This window comes from Halomonas sp. 111, from assembly GCF_052379685.1.
Classification (GTDB): domain Bacteria; phylum Pseudomonadota; class Gammaproteobacteria; order Pseudomonadales; family Halomonadaceae; genus Vreelandella; species Vreelandella citrativorans.
Genome location: NZ_JBQSYV010000003.1, coordinates 122483 through 139342 on the forward strand (window position 1 = coordinate 122483; position 16860 = coordinate 139342).

The window sequence follows — 16860 nt, forward strand, 5'->3', positions numbered from 1 at the left end:
TGCGGGCGAGCACTAGGATTCTTTAGGTCGCTCGCCCAATGGTGCGTTGGGAACCAGCGGGCGCTCGCCCACTTCAAGCGAGATATCGATGCGCTCGCCGCCACGAACAATGGTGATAGGCAGCGTTGTGCCGGGGGGGATGGAGGCAATATTGCTCATCGTAGCGCGAGCGTCCAGCACGGTTTGGCCGTTAACCGAGAGCAGGATGTCGCCAGGCTCTAGCCCCGCTTCGTCTGCTGGGCCTCCACTCGCTACACCCGCAACAATAACCCCCTGAGGTGTGCGTAGCCCAAACGAGGCAGCGAGTTCGCGTGACAGCGCTTGCGCTTCAATTCCCAGCCAGCCACGTATGACCCGCCCCTGAGTCACTAGCTCATCCAGAACGCTGTGCGCCAGGTTGGCCGGGATCGCAAAGCCGATGCCTTGCGAGCCGCCGGAGCGTGAGAAAATCGCTGTGTTGATGCCCACCAGGGCGCCGTCGGGGTTGATCAGTGCGCCGCCTGAGTTACCCGGATTAATTGCCGCGTCCGTTTGAATAAAATCTTCATAGGCATTTAAGCCTAAATGATTACGGCCGGTCGCGCTGATGATGCCCATGGTAACGGTTTGCCCTACACCAAATGGATTGCCGATGGCCAGCGCAACATCCCCAACGGCCACATCCGCTGAGTCGGCTATTTCAATGACCGGAAGATCCTCGAGGTCGATATGCAATACGGCGAGGTCGCTTTCGGGATCGGTGCCAATGACCTCGGCGAGTGTCTCGCGCCCATCACGCAGTGCCACCTGAATCTCATCAGCGCCATTTATCACGTGATGGTTGGTTAGTACGTAGCCATCGTGACTGATAATAACCCCTGAGCCGAGACTGGATAGCATGCGCTGGTGGGTTGTCGCATCGTCACCGCTGAAAAACTGCTGGAAAAAAGGGTCAGACATCAGCGGGTGTTGATCGCGCTCGACAATACGCGATGAGTAGATATTAACGACGGCAGGCGCTGCCTGGCTGACCGCGCTTGAATAGCTGGCAGGCCCTTGGTCACGCGAAAGCGGAGCGGCCTGGCGAGTTTCGGGGGCCGGGCGGCTGCTAACCTCGTCGCTGACATTCACCAGAGGGGAGGTGGGTGCTTGTGATGTCGTGGAGGGCGCGTTGGTAAAGGGATTGGGCAGCGTGTCCGGAAACGCAAACAGTAGCAGGGCAGCTAATAATACCCCGGTCAAAATAGGCCATAAATAAGGCAGCACAAAGCGGTGCATGCAAAAATTCCTCAGCGGGTAGTGGTCTTGTCAAACGTGAGGTTCGCGATCACACGAAGCGGGTTTTACTATGGCATTATGGTAACACTTTCTGATGCTCATCCTCAGGATAGTCGACGAATCATTAAAGGAGCCCTTGTGACTCATCGCGATCAAATCGTAGCTGCTTGCGACCATCAGCTGCGTGCTTCAACGTTTAAGGACTTTACGATCAATGGCCTGCAAATCGCTGGGCGGCCGGACATTAAGCGCGTAATGAGTGGGGTCACTGCGTGCCAGGCGTTGCTGGAGGAAGCTGTCGCTTGGCAGGCCGACATGCTGTTAGTTCACCACGGCTACTTCTGGAAAAATGAGCCAGTGGCCATTACGGGCATGAAGCATCAGCGTATAAAAACGCTGATTAACCACGATATCAATTTGCTTGCCTATCATCTTCCGCTTGATGCCCATAGCGAGATGGGGAATAACGCAGAGCTTGCCAGGCGATTGGGCTGGCGGGTAGAGGGTTGTCTGGATGGTGAGTTGGGTGAGGGTTTTTTGTGGTCGGGGCGCTTGGCTCAAGCGCAAAGCGTGACCGCATTGGCAGAACAAATGGCGAATGTCTTGCAACGTGCGCCTTTGGTGATCGAGGCGCCGAACATGGGGGATATTGAGCGGATCGCCTGGTGTACAGGCGGCGCGCAAGACATGATTACAGCTGCTTTTGAAGCAGGTGCACAGGTGTTTGTGTCAGGTGAGATTTCGGAGCGTACTACCCATTTGGCGCGCGAGCTGGGTATTCACTACATTGCTGCGGGCCATCATGCAACCGAGCGTTATGGGGTGCAGGCGCTGGGGGAGTGGCTGGCCGATGAGTACGATATTGAGCACCGCTTTGTCGATATCGATAACCCCGCCTGACCTTTTGGCGACGGGGTTGAAAATCACCGGTAATGGGCGATGGCGTGAGGTGCTGGCTTAATAGCGGGGCGGTTGGGGCGTATCGGCGTTATCGCCTTTTAAGCCAAAGTTTTCTGCCAGCGTGCCATTTTTACCATCCGCATAGTCACGGGGGGTGGCCAGGCTACCCTCCGAATCAGGCCCTGTGGGGGTGGCGGCTTGATGCTGCGCTGGTTGCTGTCGCTCTTTGATGGCCGCAGGCGTGTTGCTGCCCAAATGCCACTGCTGTGCATCCTCGGTGATTTTCTGCTCAAGCTGGTCGGCCTCGGCGCGAATGCACTTCAAATGCTCAAAGACACCCTCTAAATGGCCTCCCATGCCTTTTTTAAGCTCGGCGATTTGATGTTCTCGTTCCAGCACTGTTTGGCGTAAAGACGCGTTATGACGCTCTCCTTTACTAAACAGCCGATAGCATCCCAAGCCGAGGATGAAGCCAATAATAATGCCAATGATGGCAAAGGTATAAGGCGAGCTTGCTTCCACAGTTTTCTCCCTGATACTTGGAGCGCCCCGTCACGCTTGAGTGGACGGTTTGCGAACGGATCAAGCCTCATTATAGGCGTCGATTGGCAGGTTAGGTCAATCCAACCATGCGCTTAGACGATGTGCAGCGTATAATCCCAGCTTTTTGAAGGCGGCTGGTCGGATTTAGAGGGCCGTCGTAATACGCATTGGAGCGAGTAAATGTCAGCTACTTCTGCAAACCAAAAGGCAGGTCCGTCATCTCGGCCAACGCCCATGGAGCGCTATCGTGCAGATCTACGGCGCGAGGACTTTCAGCATGATGCGGCGCAGGAGTTAGCGGTTGAGCATTTGCAGCGCCTTTATGACGATCTAATGGCGACGCCCACCGCGGTTTCCAAGGCCGTGCTGGCACATGGCGGCTTGAAGGCCAAAATGAAGGGCCTGTTCGGTAAAGCCTCATCGTCAAACGAGCCGACATTGCCCCAAGTGCAAGGCCTCTATTTTTGGGGCGGTGTGGGGCGTGGTAAAACCTATCTGGTTGATAATTTTTTTGAGTCGCTGCCCTTTCCTGAAAAGATGCGCACCCATTTTCATCGTTTCATGCAGCGGGTGCATAACGAGTTAACCCACTATAAGGGTGAGAAGAATCCTCTCACGCTGATTGCTGGTAAATTTGCCTCAGAGGCTCGGGTTATCTGCTTTGATGAGTTCTTCGTCAAGGATATTACGGATGCCATGATTCTGGCCAACCTGCTTGAGGCGCTGTTCGAGCGGGGCGTTGTGCTAGTCGCCACTTCCAACATCGTGCCGGATGACCTGTACAAGGATGGCCTGCAGCGGGCGCGCTTTCTCCCTGCCATCGATCTGGTCAAGCGTCACTGTGAGATAGTCAATGTTGATTCCGGGGTCGACTATCGGCTGCGCGCCTTGGAGCGCGCGGAGACATTTCACTCGCCGCTGGATGAGGCGGCCGAGCAGGAGCTTACGCGTAGCTTTCGCGAGATTGCTGGTCACGAGGGTGAGACGGATGCGCCGTTGGAAATCAATCATCGGGTGCTGAAAGCGCACAGGCTGCATGAAAATGTGGCGTGGTTTGAATTCCTGGAGCTCTGTGATGGGCCGCGTAGCCAGAATGACTATATTGAAATAGCGCGTAGCTTCAATACGGTGCTTGTGTCGAATGTGAAGCGGATGGAAGCCAGGCATGACGATCAGGCGCGCCGCTTTATCAATATGGTCGATGAGTTTTATGATCGTGGGGTAAAGCTATTAATGTCAGCAGAGGTGCCTGTAGAAGAGCTTTATAGTGACGGTAAGCTAACCTTTGAGTTTCAGCGTACGCTGTCGCGCCTTCAGGAAATGCAGTCGCGTGAATATTTGGCGCTGCCCCATAAGCCGTGATGAGGTTTATGGCCCAGTCGTTAAGAAAAGCCACGATTAGGGCTTAACTTGTCCCGCGCCATACTGTAGAATGCCGCCTCGCTACATGTTGTCAGGCTAAGCTTGGCAACCAAAAAAAATAGGGAAGGTGCTTCACCGCTTGACGGTGTTAGCCACCCAATACACTTAATCTGGTGATTTCATCCATGAAGACGTTCAGTGCTAAGCCGCAGTCCGTCCAGCGCGACTGGTATGTTGTCGACGCTACGGACAAAACGCTCGGTCGTCTGGCAACCGAGATTGCTCGCCGCCTGCGTGGCAAGCATAAGCCCGAATTTACTCCTCACGTTGATACTGGCGACTACATCGTTGTCATCAACGCTGAGAAAGTCCAAGTGACTGGCAACAAGGCGAAGGCTAAGACCTATTATCGCCACACCGGTTACCCGGGCGGCCTGCGCACCATGACATTCGACAAAATGCTTGATCATGCGCCCGAGCGCATCATTGAGTTTGCCGTTAAAGGCATGTTGCCGAAAGGTCCGTTGGGTCGTGCCATGTATACCAAGTTAAAAGTGTACGCCGGTGCCGAGCATCCGCATGCTGCCCAGCAGCCGCTTGAACTGAACATCTGAGGAAATCTTCGCCATGACACAGCAGTATTACGGTACCGGGCGCCGCAAGACTTCCACCGCTCGCGTGTTTATGAAGCCGGGCTCTGGCAAAATTACCGTTAACAACCAGGATCTCGACCTGTATTTCGGTCGCGTTACTGGTCGTATGGTGGTTCGTCAGCCGCTGGAATTGACTGAAACCCTGAGCCAGTTCGACATTTTTGTAACTGTCGCTGGTGGCGGTGGTTCTTCTCAGGCTGGCGCTATCCGTCACGGCATTACTCGTGCCCTGATGAGCTACAACGAAGATCTGCGTCCTACGCTGCGTGCCGCTGGCTACGTAACGCGTGATGCGCGTCAAGTTGAGCGTAAGAAAGTCGGCCTGCGTAAAGCACGTCGTCGTCCGCAGTTCTCCAAGCGTTAATTTTTCAACGCTTATGCGGCAAAACGCCCAGGCCAACGGCCTGGGCGTTTTTTATTGTAAAATCAAAAAGTATAATGCATTAGCGCCAAGTTATATTCGCATCAAGTTATTTTGGCGGTCCTGGAGCAGTATGACGGCTATCAAGGATATCCCTCTATTTATCGTATAGTATTTCGCAGATTCGTTCTTTTATGCATCGGGTGGCCACGCATCACGTTAATGGGAGAAGCCTTGCATGGCAGAGCACGGCATCAATAAAGGTCGACGACGTTTCCTTGTTGGCGCTACCTCCGTTATAGGAGCAGTGGGCATGGTCGGCGTGGCCGTTCCCTTTGTGGCATCGTGGCAACCCAGTGCAAAAGCGCGAGCGGCGGGTGCGCCGGTTCAAGCGGATATATCCAAGCTGCAGCCTGGTCAGCGTATGACCGTTGAGTGGCGGGGCAGGCCCGTATGGATCATTCGCCGAACGCCTGAAATGATAGCGCGCACTGAAACCGTGGCGACAGAGCGCTTGGCAGACCCTGATTCAAATCACCCTCAGCAACCTGTCTATGTGCAAGGAGCGCTTCGCTCGATTAAGCCGGAAGTGGGGGTGTTGATTGGCCTCTGCACGCATTTTGGCTGTTCGCCGCTGTATCGGCCTGAGCCAGACGCACAGGCCGATAGTGATGATGACTGGTCAGGTGGTTTTTTTTGCCCGTGCCACGGTTCGCGTTTTGATTTGGCGGGACGCGTATATACCGGTATGCCTGCACCGACGAATCTAGAAGTGCCTCCTTATCATTATCTGAACGATACTATTATCGTGGTGGGCGAAGATAAGGAGGCTGTTTGATGGCGGCGCGCGAGAAGTCGGGCGGTTTGCTGGGCTGGCTGGATGCTCGATTTCCAGTAAGCAGGCTATGGCGCGACCACTTGGCCAACTACTACGTACCTAAAAATCTTAATATCTGGTACATCTTTGGATCGCTTGCGCTACTGGTGCTGGTCAATCAGCTCTTGACCGGTATTTGGTTAACCATGAGCTATCGTCCTTCTCCTGAAGAGGCGTTTGCGTCCATCGAATATATAATGCGCGACGTTGAGTGGGGTTGGTTGATCCGTCACCTCCATACGACGGGCGCATCCGCTCTGTTTATTGTTGTCTATCTGCATATGTTTAGGGGGCTTTTGTACGGCTCTTATAAAGCGCCGCGTGAGCTTGTGTGGGTGTTTGGTATGGCGCTGTACTTGGTGTTAATGGCTGAAGCGTTTATGGGATATTTGCTGCCTTGGGGGCAAATGTCCTACTGGGGAGCGCAGGTTATTACCTCGTTTTTTTCAGCTATTCCTGGTATCGGTCCTGGGCTTGCCGAGTGGGTGCGCGGCGATTATGTGGTGTCAGGCGCTACCTTGAATCGTTTTTTCGCGCTGCATGTCATTGCATTGCCACTGGTGCTTCTTGGGCTAGTGGTGCTGCATATTGTAGCGCTGCATGAGGTGGGGTCGAATAACCCTGATGGTATTGAAATTAACGCGTTGAAAGACGCTGCGGGCAAGCCGGTAGATGGTATTCCCTTTCATCCCTACTATACCGTTAAAGATTTGGTTGGCGTGGCCATCTTTCTCTTCGTTTTTTGTGGCGTTGTGTTTTACTTCCCGGAAGGCGGCGGTTTTTTTATTGAGCAGCCGAACTTTGCGCCGGCTGATCCGCTTAATACGCCCGACCATATCGCGCCTGTTTGGTACTTCACGCCTTTCTATGCCATTTTACGGGGAGTGAATTTCTCGCTGTTAGGTCTGGATGCTCGCTTTTTGGGCGTTGTTTTTATGGGTGGCGCTATTGCAGTGCTGTTTGTTTTGCCGTGGTTGGACCGCAGCCCGGTGCGATCCATGCGCTATAAAGGCTGGATGTCGAAGCTGATGCTGGTCGTGTTTGTTGCAAGCTTTGTCGCGTTAGGCGTGTTGGGTGTATTGCCGTCTACCCCTGTTCGGACACGATTGGCGCAACTATTTACCGTGTTGTACTTTGCGTATTTTTTATTGATGCCGTTCTACACCCGGTTGGAAAAAACCAGGCCCGTGCCGAAAAGGGTGACTGGCTAATGAAAAAATACGTAATGGCTCTGTTTTTATGGCTATTGCCGATGACGGCTACGGCGCAAGAAGAAGCACGTAACGTGTCGCCCGACTTGCAGGATAGAGCGTCTCTGCAAAATGGTCTCAAGCTTTATGTTAACTACTGTCTTGGGTGTCATACGCTGAGTTATCAGCGATTTTCGCGCACTGCGGACGACCTGGGTATTCCTGAGGCGTTGATGAAAGATAGTGTTATGTTCTCATCAGGTCTTTCATTTAACGACGCTATGCATAATGCGCTAAGCGACGACGATGCCGCGCAGTGGTGGGGCGCTGCACCGCCAGATTTGTCCCTAACGACACGTTTGCGTGGGGTCGATTGGGTGTACAGCTTTCTGTTGGGGTTCTACAGAGATCCCGCGCGCCCTACAGGCATCAATAATACGGTCTATGAGTCGGTGGCAATGCCGAATGTGCTTGAGCCTCTTCAAGGTGTGCAAGAGCTCGACTGTCGTCAGGCTCGGCCTTTAGCACTAGGTGGCGGGCGGTGTCAGCAATTAAGCGTGACAGCGCCTGGAGAGCTATCGCCCGAAGCATTTGAAGAAGCCGTATACGATATTACCAATTTTTTAGCCTATGTTGGCGAGCCTTCTAGGCTGAAGGCGCAGAGTGTTGGTCCTAAGATTTTGTTTTTCATATTTATTTTTGGCGTGTTTGCTTACTTGCTGAAGCGTGAATATTGGAAAGATATCCGTTAGCGTCGAATGCTAAAAACAGAGTTGAGCCATCGTGTAAATCACATGGCGGTTGCGTTGATGTTAAGCGGTAACCCAAAACAGGCTGCCTTACCATAAGGTGCCTCTGGCGTGTTATTATCCATAATTGTTTTAATGCGAGGATGCTTTCATGGGTGTTGTGGCCAAGCGGTCGTCGATGATTTTTTACTCAGGTAATGATGATCATTTTAGTCATCGTGTGCGCATTGTTCTGGCTGAGAAGGGGGTGGCCGTTGATGTTGTTGATGTTAACGAAGAGCAGCCGCCCGAAGATTTAGCAGACCTCAACCCGTACAACAGTGTGCCCACGTTGTTGGATCGTGATTTAGTGCTCTATGAGTCAAAAGTCATGATGGAGTATTTGGATGAGCGTTTCCCGCATCCACCGTTACTCCCAGTTTACCCTGTGGCCCGTGCGCAGAGCCGTCTTTGGATGCACCGCATTGAGCGAGAGTGGTGCCCCAAGGTCGACCAGATCCGTAGCGGTGGGAAGAAAGAGGCGGACAAGGCGCGTAAAGAGCTGCGTGAAAGCCTGATTGGTATTTCACCGATCTTTGAAGATATGCCTTTCTTTATGAGCGAAGAGTTCACTCTGGTGGACTGCTGTCTCGCGCCGATCTTGTGGCGTTTGCCAGATCTTAATATTGAGCTGCCTGAAAAGCAGGTTAAGCCACTTTTAAGCTACATGTCGCGAGTGTTTGAGCGGGAAGCGTTCAAAGCATCTTTGAGTGAGCGCGAAAAAGAGATGCGTACTTGAATTTACATGGCCCCATCGTCCGGTAAGGGTTGGGGTCTTACTTGTCAGGAGGAGGGAGTCTTATGAAATCGAGTCGCCCCTATCTCGCCCGAGCGCTCTATGAGTGGTTGCTGGATAATGAACTAACCCCTTACCTGGTCGTTGATGCGACGCAGGCTGGGGTCGAAGTGCCGCGCCAGTTTGTACAGAATGGTCAGATTGTGTTGAACGTGGCGCCAACAGCCGTGCGTGATTTGTTTATGGAGAATCAGGCAATTGGTTTTAACGCACGTTTTGGCGGCCAGCCGATGCAAGTGATGGTGCCCATTCCTGCGCTGATTGCTATTTATGCCCGTGAAAATGGTGTGGGCATGGTGTTTGGCCACGAGCCTGAGCTTGCTGAAGAAGGGGATGAAGAGGAGCAGTTTGATGAGGCGCCTGACTCACCTTCCAGGCCTGAATTGACGGTGACGGAGCCTGTTTCTGGCGGCAACCTTGAAGATGCTTCTGAAGCGTCCTCAACGTCTTCGACGTCCAAGAAGAAGCCAACACTGCGCGTCGTAAAATAGCGCCAGTGCTATCTGGTCAGACTATAAAAGGTCAGGCCATAAAAAACCTCGCATAGTGACTATGCGAGGTTTTTTTATAGGCCCAAGAGCCGGTTAATCAATGTATTCGAATACTTTGACAATGCGCTGAATACCGCCAACTGAGGAGGTAGCAGCAACGATTCGATCAGACTCTTCGTGGGAGACCGAGCCCATCAAGTAAACATTGGCATTTTCAGTGGTCACTTTGATCTTGGAGGAGTCGATGCGGTCGTTGGTGGCGAGTGTGCTTACAACGTTGGTCGTTATCCATGTGTCGGTTAGGCGTTGGGTGGCGGGCAGATTGCCCGCAATGGTGAGCTCGTTGTGCACCTGATTAACACCACGCAGGTTTTGCACAACATTGCCCGCTTTCGTGCGTAGTTCTTCGCTGGGGACCTGGCCTACCAATAATAATGTACCGTTATAGCTGTGCGTACGAATGCGGGCATCGGCCAGTCGAGCATCGGCCTGGTCCAGCGCACGCTTGGATTCGCGCTCAATGGTCGCATCGACCGCTTTAACGTCCTTGCTGAGCTGCCCATAGTTGGAGGGGTTGGAAGCACTGTGCGTGGCGCAGCCGCTGATCAGAGCAGCAGCTACTAGTGTCGCAACTAGTAACGGACGAGAGAAAAAGCGCAGGGCCATGTTGGATGACTCCTTATCTTAATGAAAATGATGAGTGGTAGGGTGCTGCCCCGTTAGTCAGCGCTGCCGAATAACTGTTCATCAATAAGGTCACATAAACAGTGAATGACCAGTAGGTGAATCTCCTGGATTCTTGCTGTTGATGTGGCAGGGACGCGAATCTCGCAATCATCCTGACCCAGCAAGGAAGCCATGTTGCCACCGTCTCGCCCGGTTAATGCTACAACCGTCATTTCACGGTCGTGAGCTGCCTGGATCGCCTGCACGACATTAGCCGAATTACCGCTGGTAGAGATCGCCAGCAATACGTCGCCTGGCTGCCCCAGGGCGCGTATCTGTTTGGAAAATACTTCGTTATAGCTGTAGTCGTTGGCAATGGATGTCAACGTTGATGTATCGGTGGTTAACGCAAGGGCAGGCAAGCTTGGCCGTTCCCGCTCAAACCGATTGAGCAGTTCAGAAGAGAAGTGTTGGCTGTCGCCCGCACTGCCTCCATTGCCGCATGCCAGAATTTTTCCCTCATTAACCAGGCACTGAACCATCATTTGACTGGCGACTTCGATAAAAGGGGGGAGTACTTCGCTCGCATAGGTTTTGGTGTCTATGCTGGCGTTAAAGTGGTCAAGAATGCGCGATTGAAAGTCCATTAGGGCTTCCTGGTTAAAATGGAATTAGTAGGCATCAAAAGCCGCTTTCTCCCAGTGGAACTCGAGAGTGGGCGGAGCGCCCGTAATGGCAAGAATATCAAAGCGGCAAGGCGATGTAAGGCCGAAATTGCCAAGATATAGCTGAGCGGCCCGAATTAGGCGCTTTCTTTTTGTCGGCGTGATGGTTTCCAGAGGGTGTCCGTATCGCGTAGTTACCCGATGCTTTACTTCAACAAACACCAGTGTGTCACCGTCGCGCATCACCAGGTCAAGCTCGCCACCCTTTACGTGATGATTTTGGGTAACGAGGGTAAGGCCTCTTTGCTGCAGCCATTGAGCAGCTAACTGCTCAATGGCTGCGCCGCGTTTACGGGCGGTTTGGGCGTTATTTGCCATTATTGCCCAGGGATTAAAATGGGTGCCGGGACACCGTTTTGAAACTTCGCCCAGGGTAGTTCGCGATATATGCGGCCGTCACCCGTCAGGTAGAGCGTTCCCGTGCTGCCGCGTAGGCCATTTAGCGCTGAAATATCTGAAAGCTCAGTCGCAATTTCATAGGCATCTACGCCCATGGCCATTAGGCGGAACATGGAAGCGTCAGACTCTTCGCTCAAACGCTGGTAAGTAGGGTAGAACGGGAGTACTTCTTCACCACCGACAGCGGCGTCAGGAATTTGCCATGGAATATCCATAAACATGACGTCGTCAAGATCCTGGTCACGACGCGCTTGTAAGTGCCCTTCATGCAGGTGGGAAGTGGCGTAAATAGGCAGGTTGGGCGCGTAGTAGTAATCCATGGTGGGCGGGACTTGGCGAGCGTAATCAGGCAAGGCCAGTAGGAACAAGGCATCAATACTGCCCAGTTGAGCACGTTCGCCACTCACGTTTAAGGCTGTCTGAACGGCATTGGTGACCGCGCTGTCCGGGTTGTAGCGTACCGCCGTCGTCACTTCGCCACCCTGGCCGTGAAACTCATTCCAGAATGCTTCGCCGACTCGGCGTCCCCAGTCATTATCTGGCACCATTACCGACATCTGGCGATGTCCGTCCTGGTATGCGCGGCGTGCTGCCTGGCGGGCCTCATCTTCAGCGGAAAGGCCGTACTGGAAAAGACCCGCAGCACGGTTCTGTTCGCCGCTTCCATAGTTCAGCGCAAGGGTGGGAAGCGGTACGCTATTGCGTTGTTCGAGCTGGCTAACCTCGTCTTTGGCGAGGGGGCCGATAATCAGCTGCGCGTTCATCTGTCCTGCACGGCTATAAATCTCATCCATCGAATATTGTGACGCGTCGATGAAGCTGAGCTGTACATTGTCACCGCGAATCTCGTGATGGCGACGCATGGCGGTCGATAGCGTATTGGCGACGCCGCTAAGCGGGCCTGATTCGGGCAGGGCCACAATGATGCGGCTTATGTCCTGACCCTCAAGACTTGGTAGTGTCAGTTGTTCCATATCGGGTTCATCAAGCGCGGTACGCGCCCAGCGCTGGCGCTCTGTCAGCGTTTCGCGTTGATCATCCTGAATGGGCAGGTCGTCGTTGAGCACTTGCGTGGCACGCAGCACGGCGCGTGGATTATCCATGCCACGCGCTAATTCAGAGAAAAGCAGTGCCCAGCGAACGCGATCCGTGTCTGAAAGCCTGACTTCATCAAGCGCATCGGCTGTCTCAAAAGCACGTTGCCGCTGCCCTTGTTGGGCAAAAATGGTGGCTGCTTCGAGACGAGTTTTAGCCGCTTGATCCGGGGCCTGCTGTTCTGCCTGATTGAGCAAACGGCCCGCTTCCTGATCGTCCGCGCGGTCGACCACGCTGGGCGATTGCATCGCACAGCCAGTCATAAGAAGTGCCAAGAGGCCTGTGGCGAGTACGCCACGCAGAGACTGTTTCATGTATCCTTCCTTAGTTTTCATTTGCGCTGTCGCCGCATGTCAGTGGGTAAGTTGGCATAGCACAAGCATAGCGCACCGTCAGAGCAAGCCATTAACAAATCGGGAGTCACGATGACACACCACAATCCGGGCACATTGTACGTGGTTGCCACCCCAATTGGGAATTTGGACGATTTATCGCCGCGTGCAGCTCGGGTATTAGCGGAAGTATCGCGCATCGCGGCAGAGGATACGCGTCATAGCGCCCGCTTATTGGCGCATTTGGGGATTAATACACCCATGCTGTCGCTTCATGAACATAATGAGGCGCGCCGAGTGGATACCCTGGATGCTTATCTGGAGGCAGGCGAAAGTATTGCATTGATTAGCGATGCTGGAACGCCGCTTATTTGTGACCCTGGGTTTGTGCTGGTGAGAGAGCTGCGCGTGCGTGGCCGTCATGTGGTGGCGCTTCCCGGGCCTTGTGCCTTTGTGACGGCGCTTTCTGGGGCGGGTCTGCCGACTGATCGCTTCACGTTTTGCGGTTTTTTACCCGCCAAGCCAGGCCCGCGCCGCCAGGCGCTGGAGCAGTGGCAAGCTCGGGAAGAAACGCTGGTGTTTTACGAATCCCCACACCGCATTGTGCATACCTTGGAGGCGCTGCGTGACCAAATGCCCGAACGTAGCGTGGTATTGGCCAGGGAGTTGACTAAAACGTTTGAGACCTTTCTTCAGGGCACTCCGGAAGCCCTGCTGGCGCAGCTAACAGAAGATCCTAACCAGGCAAGAGGCGAGTTTGTGGTAATGGTGGCAGGTGCCCCGCCCGTCACTCAAAGCGAACATCAAAATATTGGTGCAGATGCGTTGATGAAAGTACTGCTGGATGAGGGCGTAGGTGTCAAGCAAGGAGCAGCGATAGTGGCTCGAATGCTGGGCGGTCGCAAACAAGAGTGGTATGCAAGATTGCAGGCAATTAAAACCGAGCATTGAGGCGAAGCGAGGGCGCTGGTATGCTTGCCGCCGGAGTTGGCCAGACAGTCGCCGCTAACCCATCTTTTTGATGGGCTGGGGGAGGAAAGTCCGGGCTCCATAGGGCAGAGTGCCAGGTAACGCCTGGGCGGCGTAAGCCGACGGAAAGTGCAGCAGAGAGTAGACCGCCTAAGCCTCTTGAAATAAACCTCAAAGGGCCGGTAAGGGTGAAAGGGTGCGGTAAGAGCGCACCGCGCGCCTGGCAACAGTGCGTGGCATGGTAAACCCCACTCGGAGCAAGACCAAATAGGGACCCAAAGGCGTGGCCCGCGCTGGGTCCGGGTAGGTTGCTTGAGCGCTGTGGTGACGCAGCGCCTAGAGGAATGACTGTCCACGACAGAACCCGGCTTATCGGCCGACTCCCCATTTCCATAAGGGGCCCGCAGTAGCGAGCCCCTTTTATTTTTCTATGAGATTTGTGTGAGAGTAACATGCCTTCTCCTGACGCTGACCAGGTCGTTTCACCGTTTCGCCATACCAGCGTATTACTGGAAGGGGCGGTTGATACCCTTGTACATACTCCTGACGGTATTTATTTAGATGGCACCTTTGGTCGTGGCGGTCATTCACGGTTAATCCTGTCTCGCCTTGGCGACCAGGGACGCTTGATGGCCATGGACCGCGATCCCCAGGCTATTGCTGCCGCCGCTGAAATCGATGATGCGCGTTTTCAAATTACCCAGCGTGAATTCGCCCACCTGGCTGACTATGCGCGTGAGCAGGGTGTGTTTGGCAAGCTGTCTGGCGTGTTGTTGGATATAGGCGTTTCTTCTCCGCAGTTGGATGACCCCGAGCGTGGGTTTAGCTTTATGCGCAATGGTCCGCTGGATATGCGTATGGACCCGACGCAAGGCGAAAGTGCAGCCACATTTTTAGCTCGTGCTAAAGAGGCGGATATCGCTCACGTGTTTAAAGCCTACGGTGAGGAGCGCTATGCAAAGCGCTTGGCCCGTGCAGTGGTCGAGCGGCGTGTTGAAACGCCGTTTACGCATACGGTTGACCTGGCTGAGGTGCTAAAAAAAGCCCATCCTGCTTGGGAAAAGGGGCGGCACCCTGCGACCAAAGCATTTCAAGGGTTACGAATTTATCTAAATGGTGAACTAGATCAACTTGATGCTGCCTTAGACGCAGCCCTTGAAGCGCTAGCGCCCGGTGGTCATCTTGTGGTTATCAGTTTCCACTCGCTGGAAGATCGCCGTGTAAAACGCTTTATACGTCATTATGTGCGTGGCGATTCGCATCTACCGCGTGGTATGCCTATCCGTGATGATCAGTTAAATCGCCGTCTTGAGGCGTTGGGCAAAGGCGTACGCCCTAGTGATGACGAGGTGGTCGGTAATCCACGTGCGCGCAGCGCCGTTATGCGGGCTGCCCGAAAACGAGTATAACCATGAGCATGGATCGGATTGAGCGTTGGAGCTCAACGCTACGCACTGAATGGCCCTTTAAACTACGTTTTCGCACGTGGCCGCTGGTTATTTGCCTGCTTTTTTTTGCCTGCATTATTAGTGGCTTAGCCACCGTTGTTGTTACTCATTTAACGCGCGTTCAGTATGCTCAGCTGCAACAGCTTGGGCAGGAGAAAAATCAGCTGCAGACCGAATGGGGGCAGTTGCTTTTGGAAGAGGGCGCTTGGTCGACACCCGCTCGTATTGAGCAAATTTCGACGGAGCGCTTGGATATGCGTATTCCTGATGTGCACGATGTTGAGGTGATACGACCATGAGAGGCGAACGTCGGGGAGGGATGCCTCGTCATCTACCTGTTGCCCCCCCGTTAGGTAACGGTCGTTTTTACTTTATATTGATCGTATTTTGCATAGTGGCATGCATCCTTATTGGGCGCATCACACTGCTACAGGTGATTGACCGACCCTTTCTACAGAGCCAGGGAGATGCGCGAACACTTCGCCATGAAGCGATCCCTGCGCACCGCGGCATGATCACGGATCGAAACGGCGAGCCGCTCGCGATCTCAACACCGGTTGTTACGCTGTGGGCCAATCCTCAAGAGCTACCCGAAGATGGTATTCAGCGCGTTATGCTGGCGCAGGCGCTAGGCATGTCGCCGGATGACTTTGAGGCGCGGGTTGAGCTTTATAGCAGCCGTGAGTTTATGTACCTTCGCCGCCAGATGACGCCACAAGCGGCCCAGCGGATTCTGGATTTACGCACACCCGGCGTGTATCCCCAGCGCGAGCACAAGCGTTACTACCCTGCTGGCGAGGTCGCCGCACAGATACTTGGCGTGACCAATGTAGATGATAGGGGGCAGGAGGGGTTGGAGCTCTCTTATCAGCCTTTCCTGGCCGGTCATCCTGGCCAGCGGCGCGTCATTAAAGACCGACGTGGGCGTTTGGTGCGCGAGCTAGGCGTCATACGTGAAGCGCAGCCAGGCGGCGACTTGGTGCTTTCAATTGATCAGCGCATTCAATATATGGCGTACCGGGAGCTTCGAGCGGCGGTGGCTGAGCATGAAGCCGATGGTGGCGTGCTTGTCATGATGGATGCCCGCACCGGCGAGGTGTTGGCGATGGCTAACCTGCCTTCTTATAACCCTAATAATCGTACCGGGCTTGATCCACGTGGGTTGCGTAACCAAGCGCTGGTTGATGTGTTTGAGCCCGGCTCTGTTATGAAACCGCTGGCCATGGCTGCCATTCTTGAAAGCGGCATTGTTGATCGCGATGCCGTTGTGAATACGTCGCCTGGCTGGATGCGTCTCGATCAATTTACCATCCGTGACTTTCGCGATTATGGCGAGTTGACGCTTGCCGGTATTTTGGAGCACTCATCCAACGTGGGTATGTCCCGTTTAACGTTGCAGTTAAGCGATACGGCTATGTGGGAAAAATATAACCAACTAGGGCTGGGGCAATCCCCTGGAACGGGTTTTCCAGGGGAGTCAACGGGCAGTCTTCCGGCCCCAGTGCGCTGGTCGCGTAGTGAGCGGGCAGCGCTCTCTTACGGCTATGGTTTGTCTACCTCGGCTGTTCAATTAGCCAGTGCTTATACCGCACTAGCTAATGGTGGCATGCGCTTACCGCCTTCATTGCTACGCCTTTCTGAACCGCCCCAAGGACTGCCTGCCATTGAGCCCGCCGTCGCCAATGATTTGCTGAGTATTCTGGAGACATCCGTTGCCGCCTATACCGGTGGTCGGCGCGCACGCGTTGAAGGTTATCGTGTGGGAGGCAAAACCGGGACTGTGCGTAAGTCGGGGCAGGGCGGCTATACCACGGATGCTTATCGCAGCGTATTTGCAGGCATTGCGCCTATTTCCGACCCGCGTATTGTGACCGTGGTGATGATTGATCACCCTAAAGCGGGTGAATTTTATGGCGGTGCAGTGGCCGCTCCGGTCTTTTCAAGCGTGACAGGCAACGCATTGCGCTTGTTGGACGTACCGCCAGACCATGAAGTTGACGAGTAAGAA

The 16860-nt window shown here is 54.0% G+C and carries 19 protein-coding genes and 1 other RNA gene; 14 read left to right on the forward strand and 6 right to left on the reverse strand.

All coding sequences use genetic code 11. The annotated features are described in order from the left end of the window. Window positions 1–12 precede the first annotated feature (12 nt). On the reverse strand, window positions 13–1257 hold the full coding sequence (locus tag ACT3T7_RS03365; protein WP_444630091.1) for a Do family serine endopeptidase: 1245 nt from the start codon (window positions 1255–1257) through the stop codon (window positions 13–15). Between the two features lie 138 nt (window positions 1258–1395). On the opposite strand from ACT3T7_RS03365, the gene ACT3T7_RS03370 reads away from it, so the two are divergent. Next, entirely contained in the window at window positions 1396–2157 is a 762-nt protein-coding gene (locus ACT3T7_RS03370) for a Nif3-like dinuclear metal center hexameric protein (protein WP_172116324.1), read from the forward strand. Window positions 2158–2214: 57 nt separating this feature from the next. On the opposite strand, the gene ACT3T7_RS03375 is transcribed toward ACT3T7_RS03370, so the two are convergent. Further along, the gene (locus tag ACT3T7_RS03375; protein WP_172116325.1) at window positions 2215–2679 is read right to left on the reverse strand and encodes a ZapG family protein; all 465 of its coding nucleotides are present in this window, start codon (window positions 2677–2679) and stop codon (window positions 2215–2217) included. A gap of 201 nt (window positions 2680–2880) precedes the next feature. Here ACT3T7_RS03375 and zapE point away from each other — a divergent pair, with 201 nt between their 5' ends. From zapE to ACT3T7_RS03415, 8 genes are all read left to right on the forward strand, one after another. Continuing rightward, window positions 2881–4062, forward strand: coding sequence for a cell division protein ZapE (gene zapE, locus ACT3T7_RS03380; RefSeq protein WP_444630092.1), 1182 nt, complete (start codon window positions 2881–2883; stop codon window positions 4060–4062). 185 nt (window positions 4063–4247) lie between these two features. Further along, window positions 4248–4676, forward strand: a complete 429-nt coding sequence (gene rplM / locus ACT3T7_RS03385; RefSeq protein WP_172116327.1) for a 50S ribosomal protein L13 — start codon at window positions 4248–4250, stop codon at window positions 4674–4676. Between the two features lie 13 nt (window positions 4677–4689). Continuing rightward, window positions 4690–5079: a 30S ribosomal protein S9 gene (rpsI, locus tag ACT3T7_RS03390; RefSeq protein ID WP_172116328.1), complete on the forward strand. Its 390-nt coding sequence runs from the start codon at window positions 4690–4692 to the stop codon at window positions 5077–5079. Between the two features lie 235 nt (window positions 5080–5314). Continuing rightward, entirely contained in the window at window positions 5315–5914 is a 600-nt protein-coding gene (petA, locus tag ACT3T7_RS03395; RefSeq protein WP_172116329.1) for a ubiquinol-cytochrome c reductase iron-sulfur subunit, read from the forward strand. Then, a complete protein-coding gene (locus tag ACT3T7_RS03400) occupies window positions 5914–7164 on the forward strand; it encodes a cytochrome b (protein WP_444630093.1) in 1251 nt (416 codons plus the stop codon). Before petA ends, ACT3T7_RS03400 begins: the two co-directional genes overlap by 1 nt. Then, window positions 7164–7895: a cytochrome c1 gene (locus ACT3T7_RS03405; protein ID WP_444630094.1), complete on the forward strand. Its 732-nt coding sequence runs from the start codon at window positions 7164–7166 to the stop codon at window positions 7893–7895. The genes ACT3T7_RS03400 and ACT3T7_RS03405 overlap by 1 nt, the downstream gene beginning before the upstream one ends. Before the next feature lie 148 nt (window positions 7896–8043). After that, on the forward strand, window positions 8044–8670 hold the full coding sequence (sspA, locus tag ACT3T7_RS03410) for a stringent starvation protein SspA (RefSeq protein ID WP_444630095.1): 627 nt from the start codon (window positions 8044–8046) through the stop codon (window positions 8668–8670). 62 nt (window positions 8671–8732) lie between these two features. After that, window positions 8733–9218, forward strand: coding sequence for a ClpXP protease specificity-enhancing factor (locus ACT3T7_RS03415; RefSeq protein WP_444630096.1), 486 nt, complete (start codon window positions 8733–8735; stop codon window positions 9216–9218). A gap of 93 nt (window positions 9219–9311) precedes the next feature. Here ACT3T7_RS03415 and ACT3T7_RS03420 read toward each other — a convergent pair whose 3' ends face one another. From ACT3T7_RS03420 to ACT3T7_RS03435, 4 genes are read right to left on the reverse strand one after another with little or no spacing between them, the layout of a single operon-like run. Beyond that, window positions 9312–9884: a BON domain-containing protein gene (locus tag ACT3T7_RS03420; RefSeq protein WP_172116334.1), complete on the reverse strand. Its 573-nt coding sequence runs from the start codon at window positions 9882–9884 to the stop codon at window positions 9312–9314. Window positions 9885–9937: 53 nt separating this feature from the next. Continuing rightward, window positions 9938–10531: a phosphoheptose isomerase gene (locus ACT3T7_RS03425; protein ID WP_444627270.1), complete on the reverse strand. Its 594-nt coding sequence runs from the start codon at window positions 10529–10531 to the stop codon at window positions 9938–9940. A 24-nt stretch (window positions 10532–10555) separates the two neighbouring features. Beyond that, the gene (locus ACT3T7_RS03430) at window positions 10556–10927 is read right to left on the reverse strand and encodes a YraN family protein (protein WP_087109372.1); all 372 of its coding nucleotides are present in this window, start codon (window positions 10925–10927) and stop codon (window positions 10556–10558) included. Continuing rightward, window positions 10927–12417: a penicillin-binding protein activator gene (locus ACT3T7_RS03435; protein WP_444630097.1), complete on the reverse strand. Its 1491-nt coding sequence runs from the start codon at window positions 12415–12417 to the stop codon at window positions 10927–10929. The genes ACT3T7_RS03430 and ACT3T7_RS03435 overlap by 1 nt, the downstream gene beginning before the upstream one ends. Before the next feature lie 111 nt (window positions 12418–12528). Between ACT3T7_RS03435 and rsmI the strand changes: the two genes are divergently transcribed. From rsmI to ACT3T7_RS03460, 5 genes are all read left to right on the forward strand, one after another. Then, window positions 12529–13386: a 16S rRNA (cytidine(1402)-2'-O)-methyltransferase gene (rsmI, locus tag ACT3T7_RS03440; protein WP_172116337.1), complete on the forward strand. Its 858-nt coding sequence runs from the start codon at window positions 12529–12531 to the stop codon at window positions 13384–13386. A gap of 32 nt (window positions 13387–13418) precedes the next feature. Continuing rightward, window positions 13419–13792: RNase P RNA component class A (gene rnpB / locus ACT3T7_RS03445), an RNA gene on the forward strand. Between the two features lie 64 nt (window positions 13793–13856). After that, complete coding sequence (rsmH, locus tag ACT3T7_RS03450) at window positions 13857–14813, forward strand: 16S rRNA (cytosine(1402)-N(4))-methyltransferase RsmH (RefSeq protein ID WP_444630098.1); 957 nt, start codon at window positions 13857–13859, stop codon at window positions 14811–14813. Window positions 14814–14815: 2 nt separating this feature from the next. After that, on the forward strand, window positions 14816–15151 hold the full coding sequence (gene ftsL / locus ACT3T7_RS03455) for a cell division protein FtsL (protein WP_444630099.1): 336 nt from the start codon (window positions 14816–14818) through the stop codon (window positions 15149–15151). Then, window positions 15148–16857 carry a peptidoglycan D,D-transpeptidase FtsI family protein gene (locus tag ACT3T7_RS03460; protein WP_444630100.1) on the forward strand — a complete coding sequence of 570 codons (1710 nt, stop codon included), beginning with the start codon at window positions 15148–15150 and terminating at the stop codon, window positions 16855–16857. The genes ftsL and ACT3T7_RS03460 overlap by 4 nt, the downstream gene beginning before the upstream one ends. The last annotated feature ends 3 nt before the right edge of the window (window positions 16858–16860 follow it).

What these genes read in the sequence shown, in the direction of transcription:
- ACT3T7_RS03365 (WP_444630091.1), bottom strand. Translation starts at nt 1,257, where the DNA reads ATGCACCGCTTTGTGCTGCCTTATTTATGGCCTATTTTGACCGGGGTA.
- zapE (WP_444630092.1), top strand. Translation starts at nt 2,881, where the DNA reads ATGTCAGCTACTTCTGCAAACCAAAAGGCAGGTCCGTCATCTCGGCCA.
- rplM (WP_172116327.1), top strand. Translation starts at nt 4,248, where the DNA reads ATGAAGACGTTCAGTGCTAAGCCGCAGTCCGTCCAGCGCGACTGGTAT.
- rpsI (WP_172116328.1), top strand. Translation starts at nt 4,690, where the DNA reads ATGACACAGCAGTATTACGGTACCGGGCGCCGCAAGACTTCCACCGCT.
- petA (WP_172116329.1), top strand. Translation starts at nt 5,315, where the DNA reads ATGGCAGAGCACGGCATCAATAAAGGTCGACGACGTTTCCTTGTTGGC.
- ACT3T7_RS03400 (WP_444630093.1), top strand. Translation starts at nt 5,914, where the DNA reads ATGGCGGCGCGCGAGAAGTCGGGCGGTTTGCTGGGCTGGCTGGATGCT.
- ACT3T7_RS03405 (WP_444630094.1), top strand. Translation starts at nt 7,164, where the DNA reads ATGAAAAAATACGTAATGGCTCTGTTTTTATGGCTATTGCCGATGACG.
- sspA (WP_444630095.1), top strand. Translation starts at nt 8,044, where the DNA reads ATGGGTGTTGTGGCCAAGCGGTCGTCGATGATTTTTTACTCAGGTAAT.
- ACT3T7_RS03415 (WP_444630096.1), top strand. Translation starts at nt 8,733, where the DNA reads ATGAAATCGAGTCGCCCCTATCTCGCCCGAGCGCTCTATGAGTGGTTG.
- ACT3T7_RS03420 (WP_172116334.1), bottom strand. Translation starts at nt 9,884, where the DNA reads ATGGCCCTGCGCTTTTTCTCTCGTCCGTTACTAGTTGCGACACTAGTA.
- ACT3T7_RS03425 (WP_444627270.1), bottom strand. Translation starts at nt 10,531, where the DNA reads ATGGACTTTCAATCGCGCATTCTTGACCACTTTAACGCCAGCATAGAC.
- ACT3T7_RS03430 (WP_087109372.1), bottom strand. Translation starts at nt 10,927, where the DNA reads ATGGCAAATAACGCCCAAACCGCCCGTAAACGCGGCGCAGCCATTGAG.
- ACT3T7_RS03435 (WP_444630097.1), bottom strand. Translation starts at nt 12,417, where the DNA reads ATGAAACAGTCTCTGCGTGGCGTACTCGCCACAGGCCTCTTGGCACTT.
- rsmI (WP_172116337.1), top strand. Translation starts at nt 12,529, where the DNA reads ATGACACACCACAATCCGGGCACATTGTACGTGGTTGCCACCCCAATT.
- rsmH (WP_444630098.1), top strand. Translation starts at nt 13,857, where the DNA reads ATGCCTTCTCCTGACGCTGACCAGGTCGTTTCACCGTTTCGCCATACC.
- ftsL (WP_444630099.1), top strand. Translation starts at nt 14,816, where the DNA reads ATGAGCATGGATCGGATTGAGCGTTGGAGCTCAACGCTACGCACTGAA.
- ACT3T7_RS03460 (WP_444630100.1), top strand. Translation starts at nt 15,148, where the DNA reads ATGAGAGGCGAACGTCGGGGAGGGATGCCTCGTCATCTACCTGTTGCC.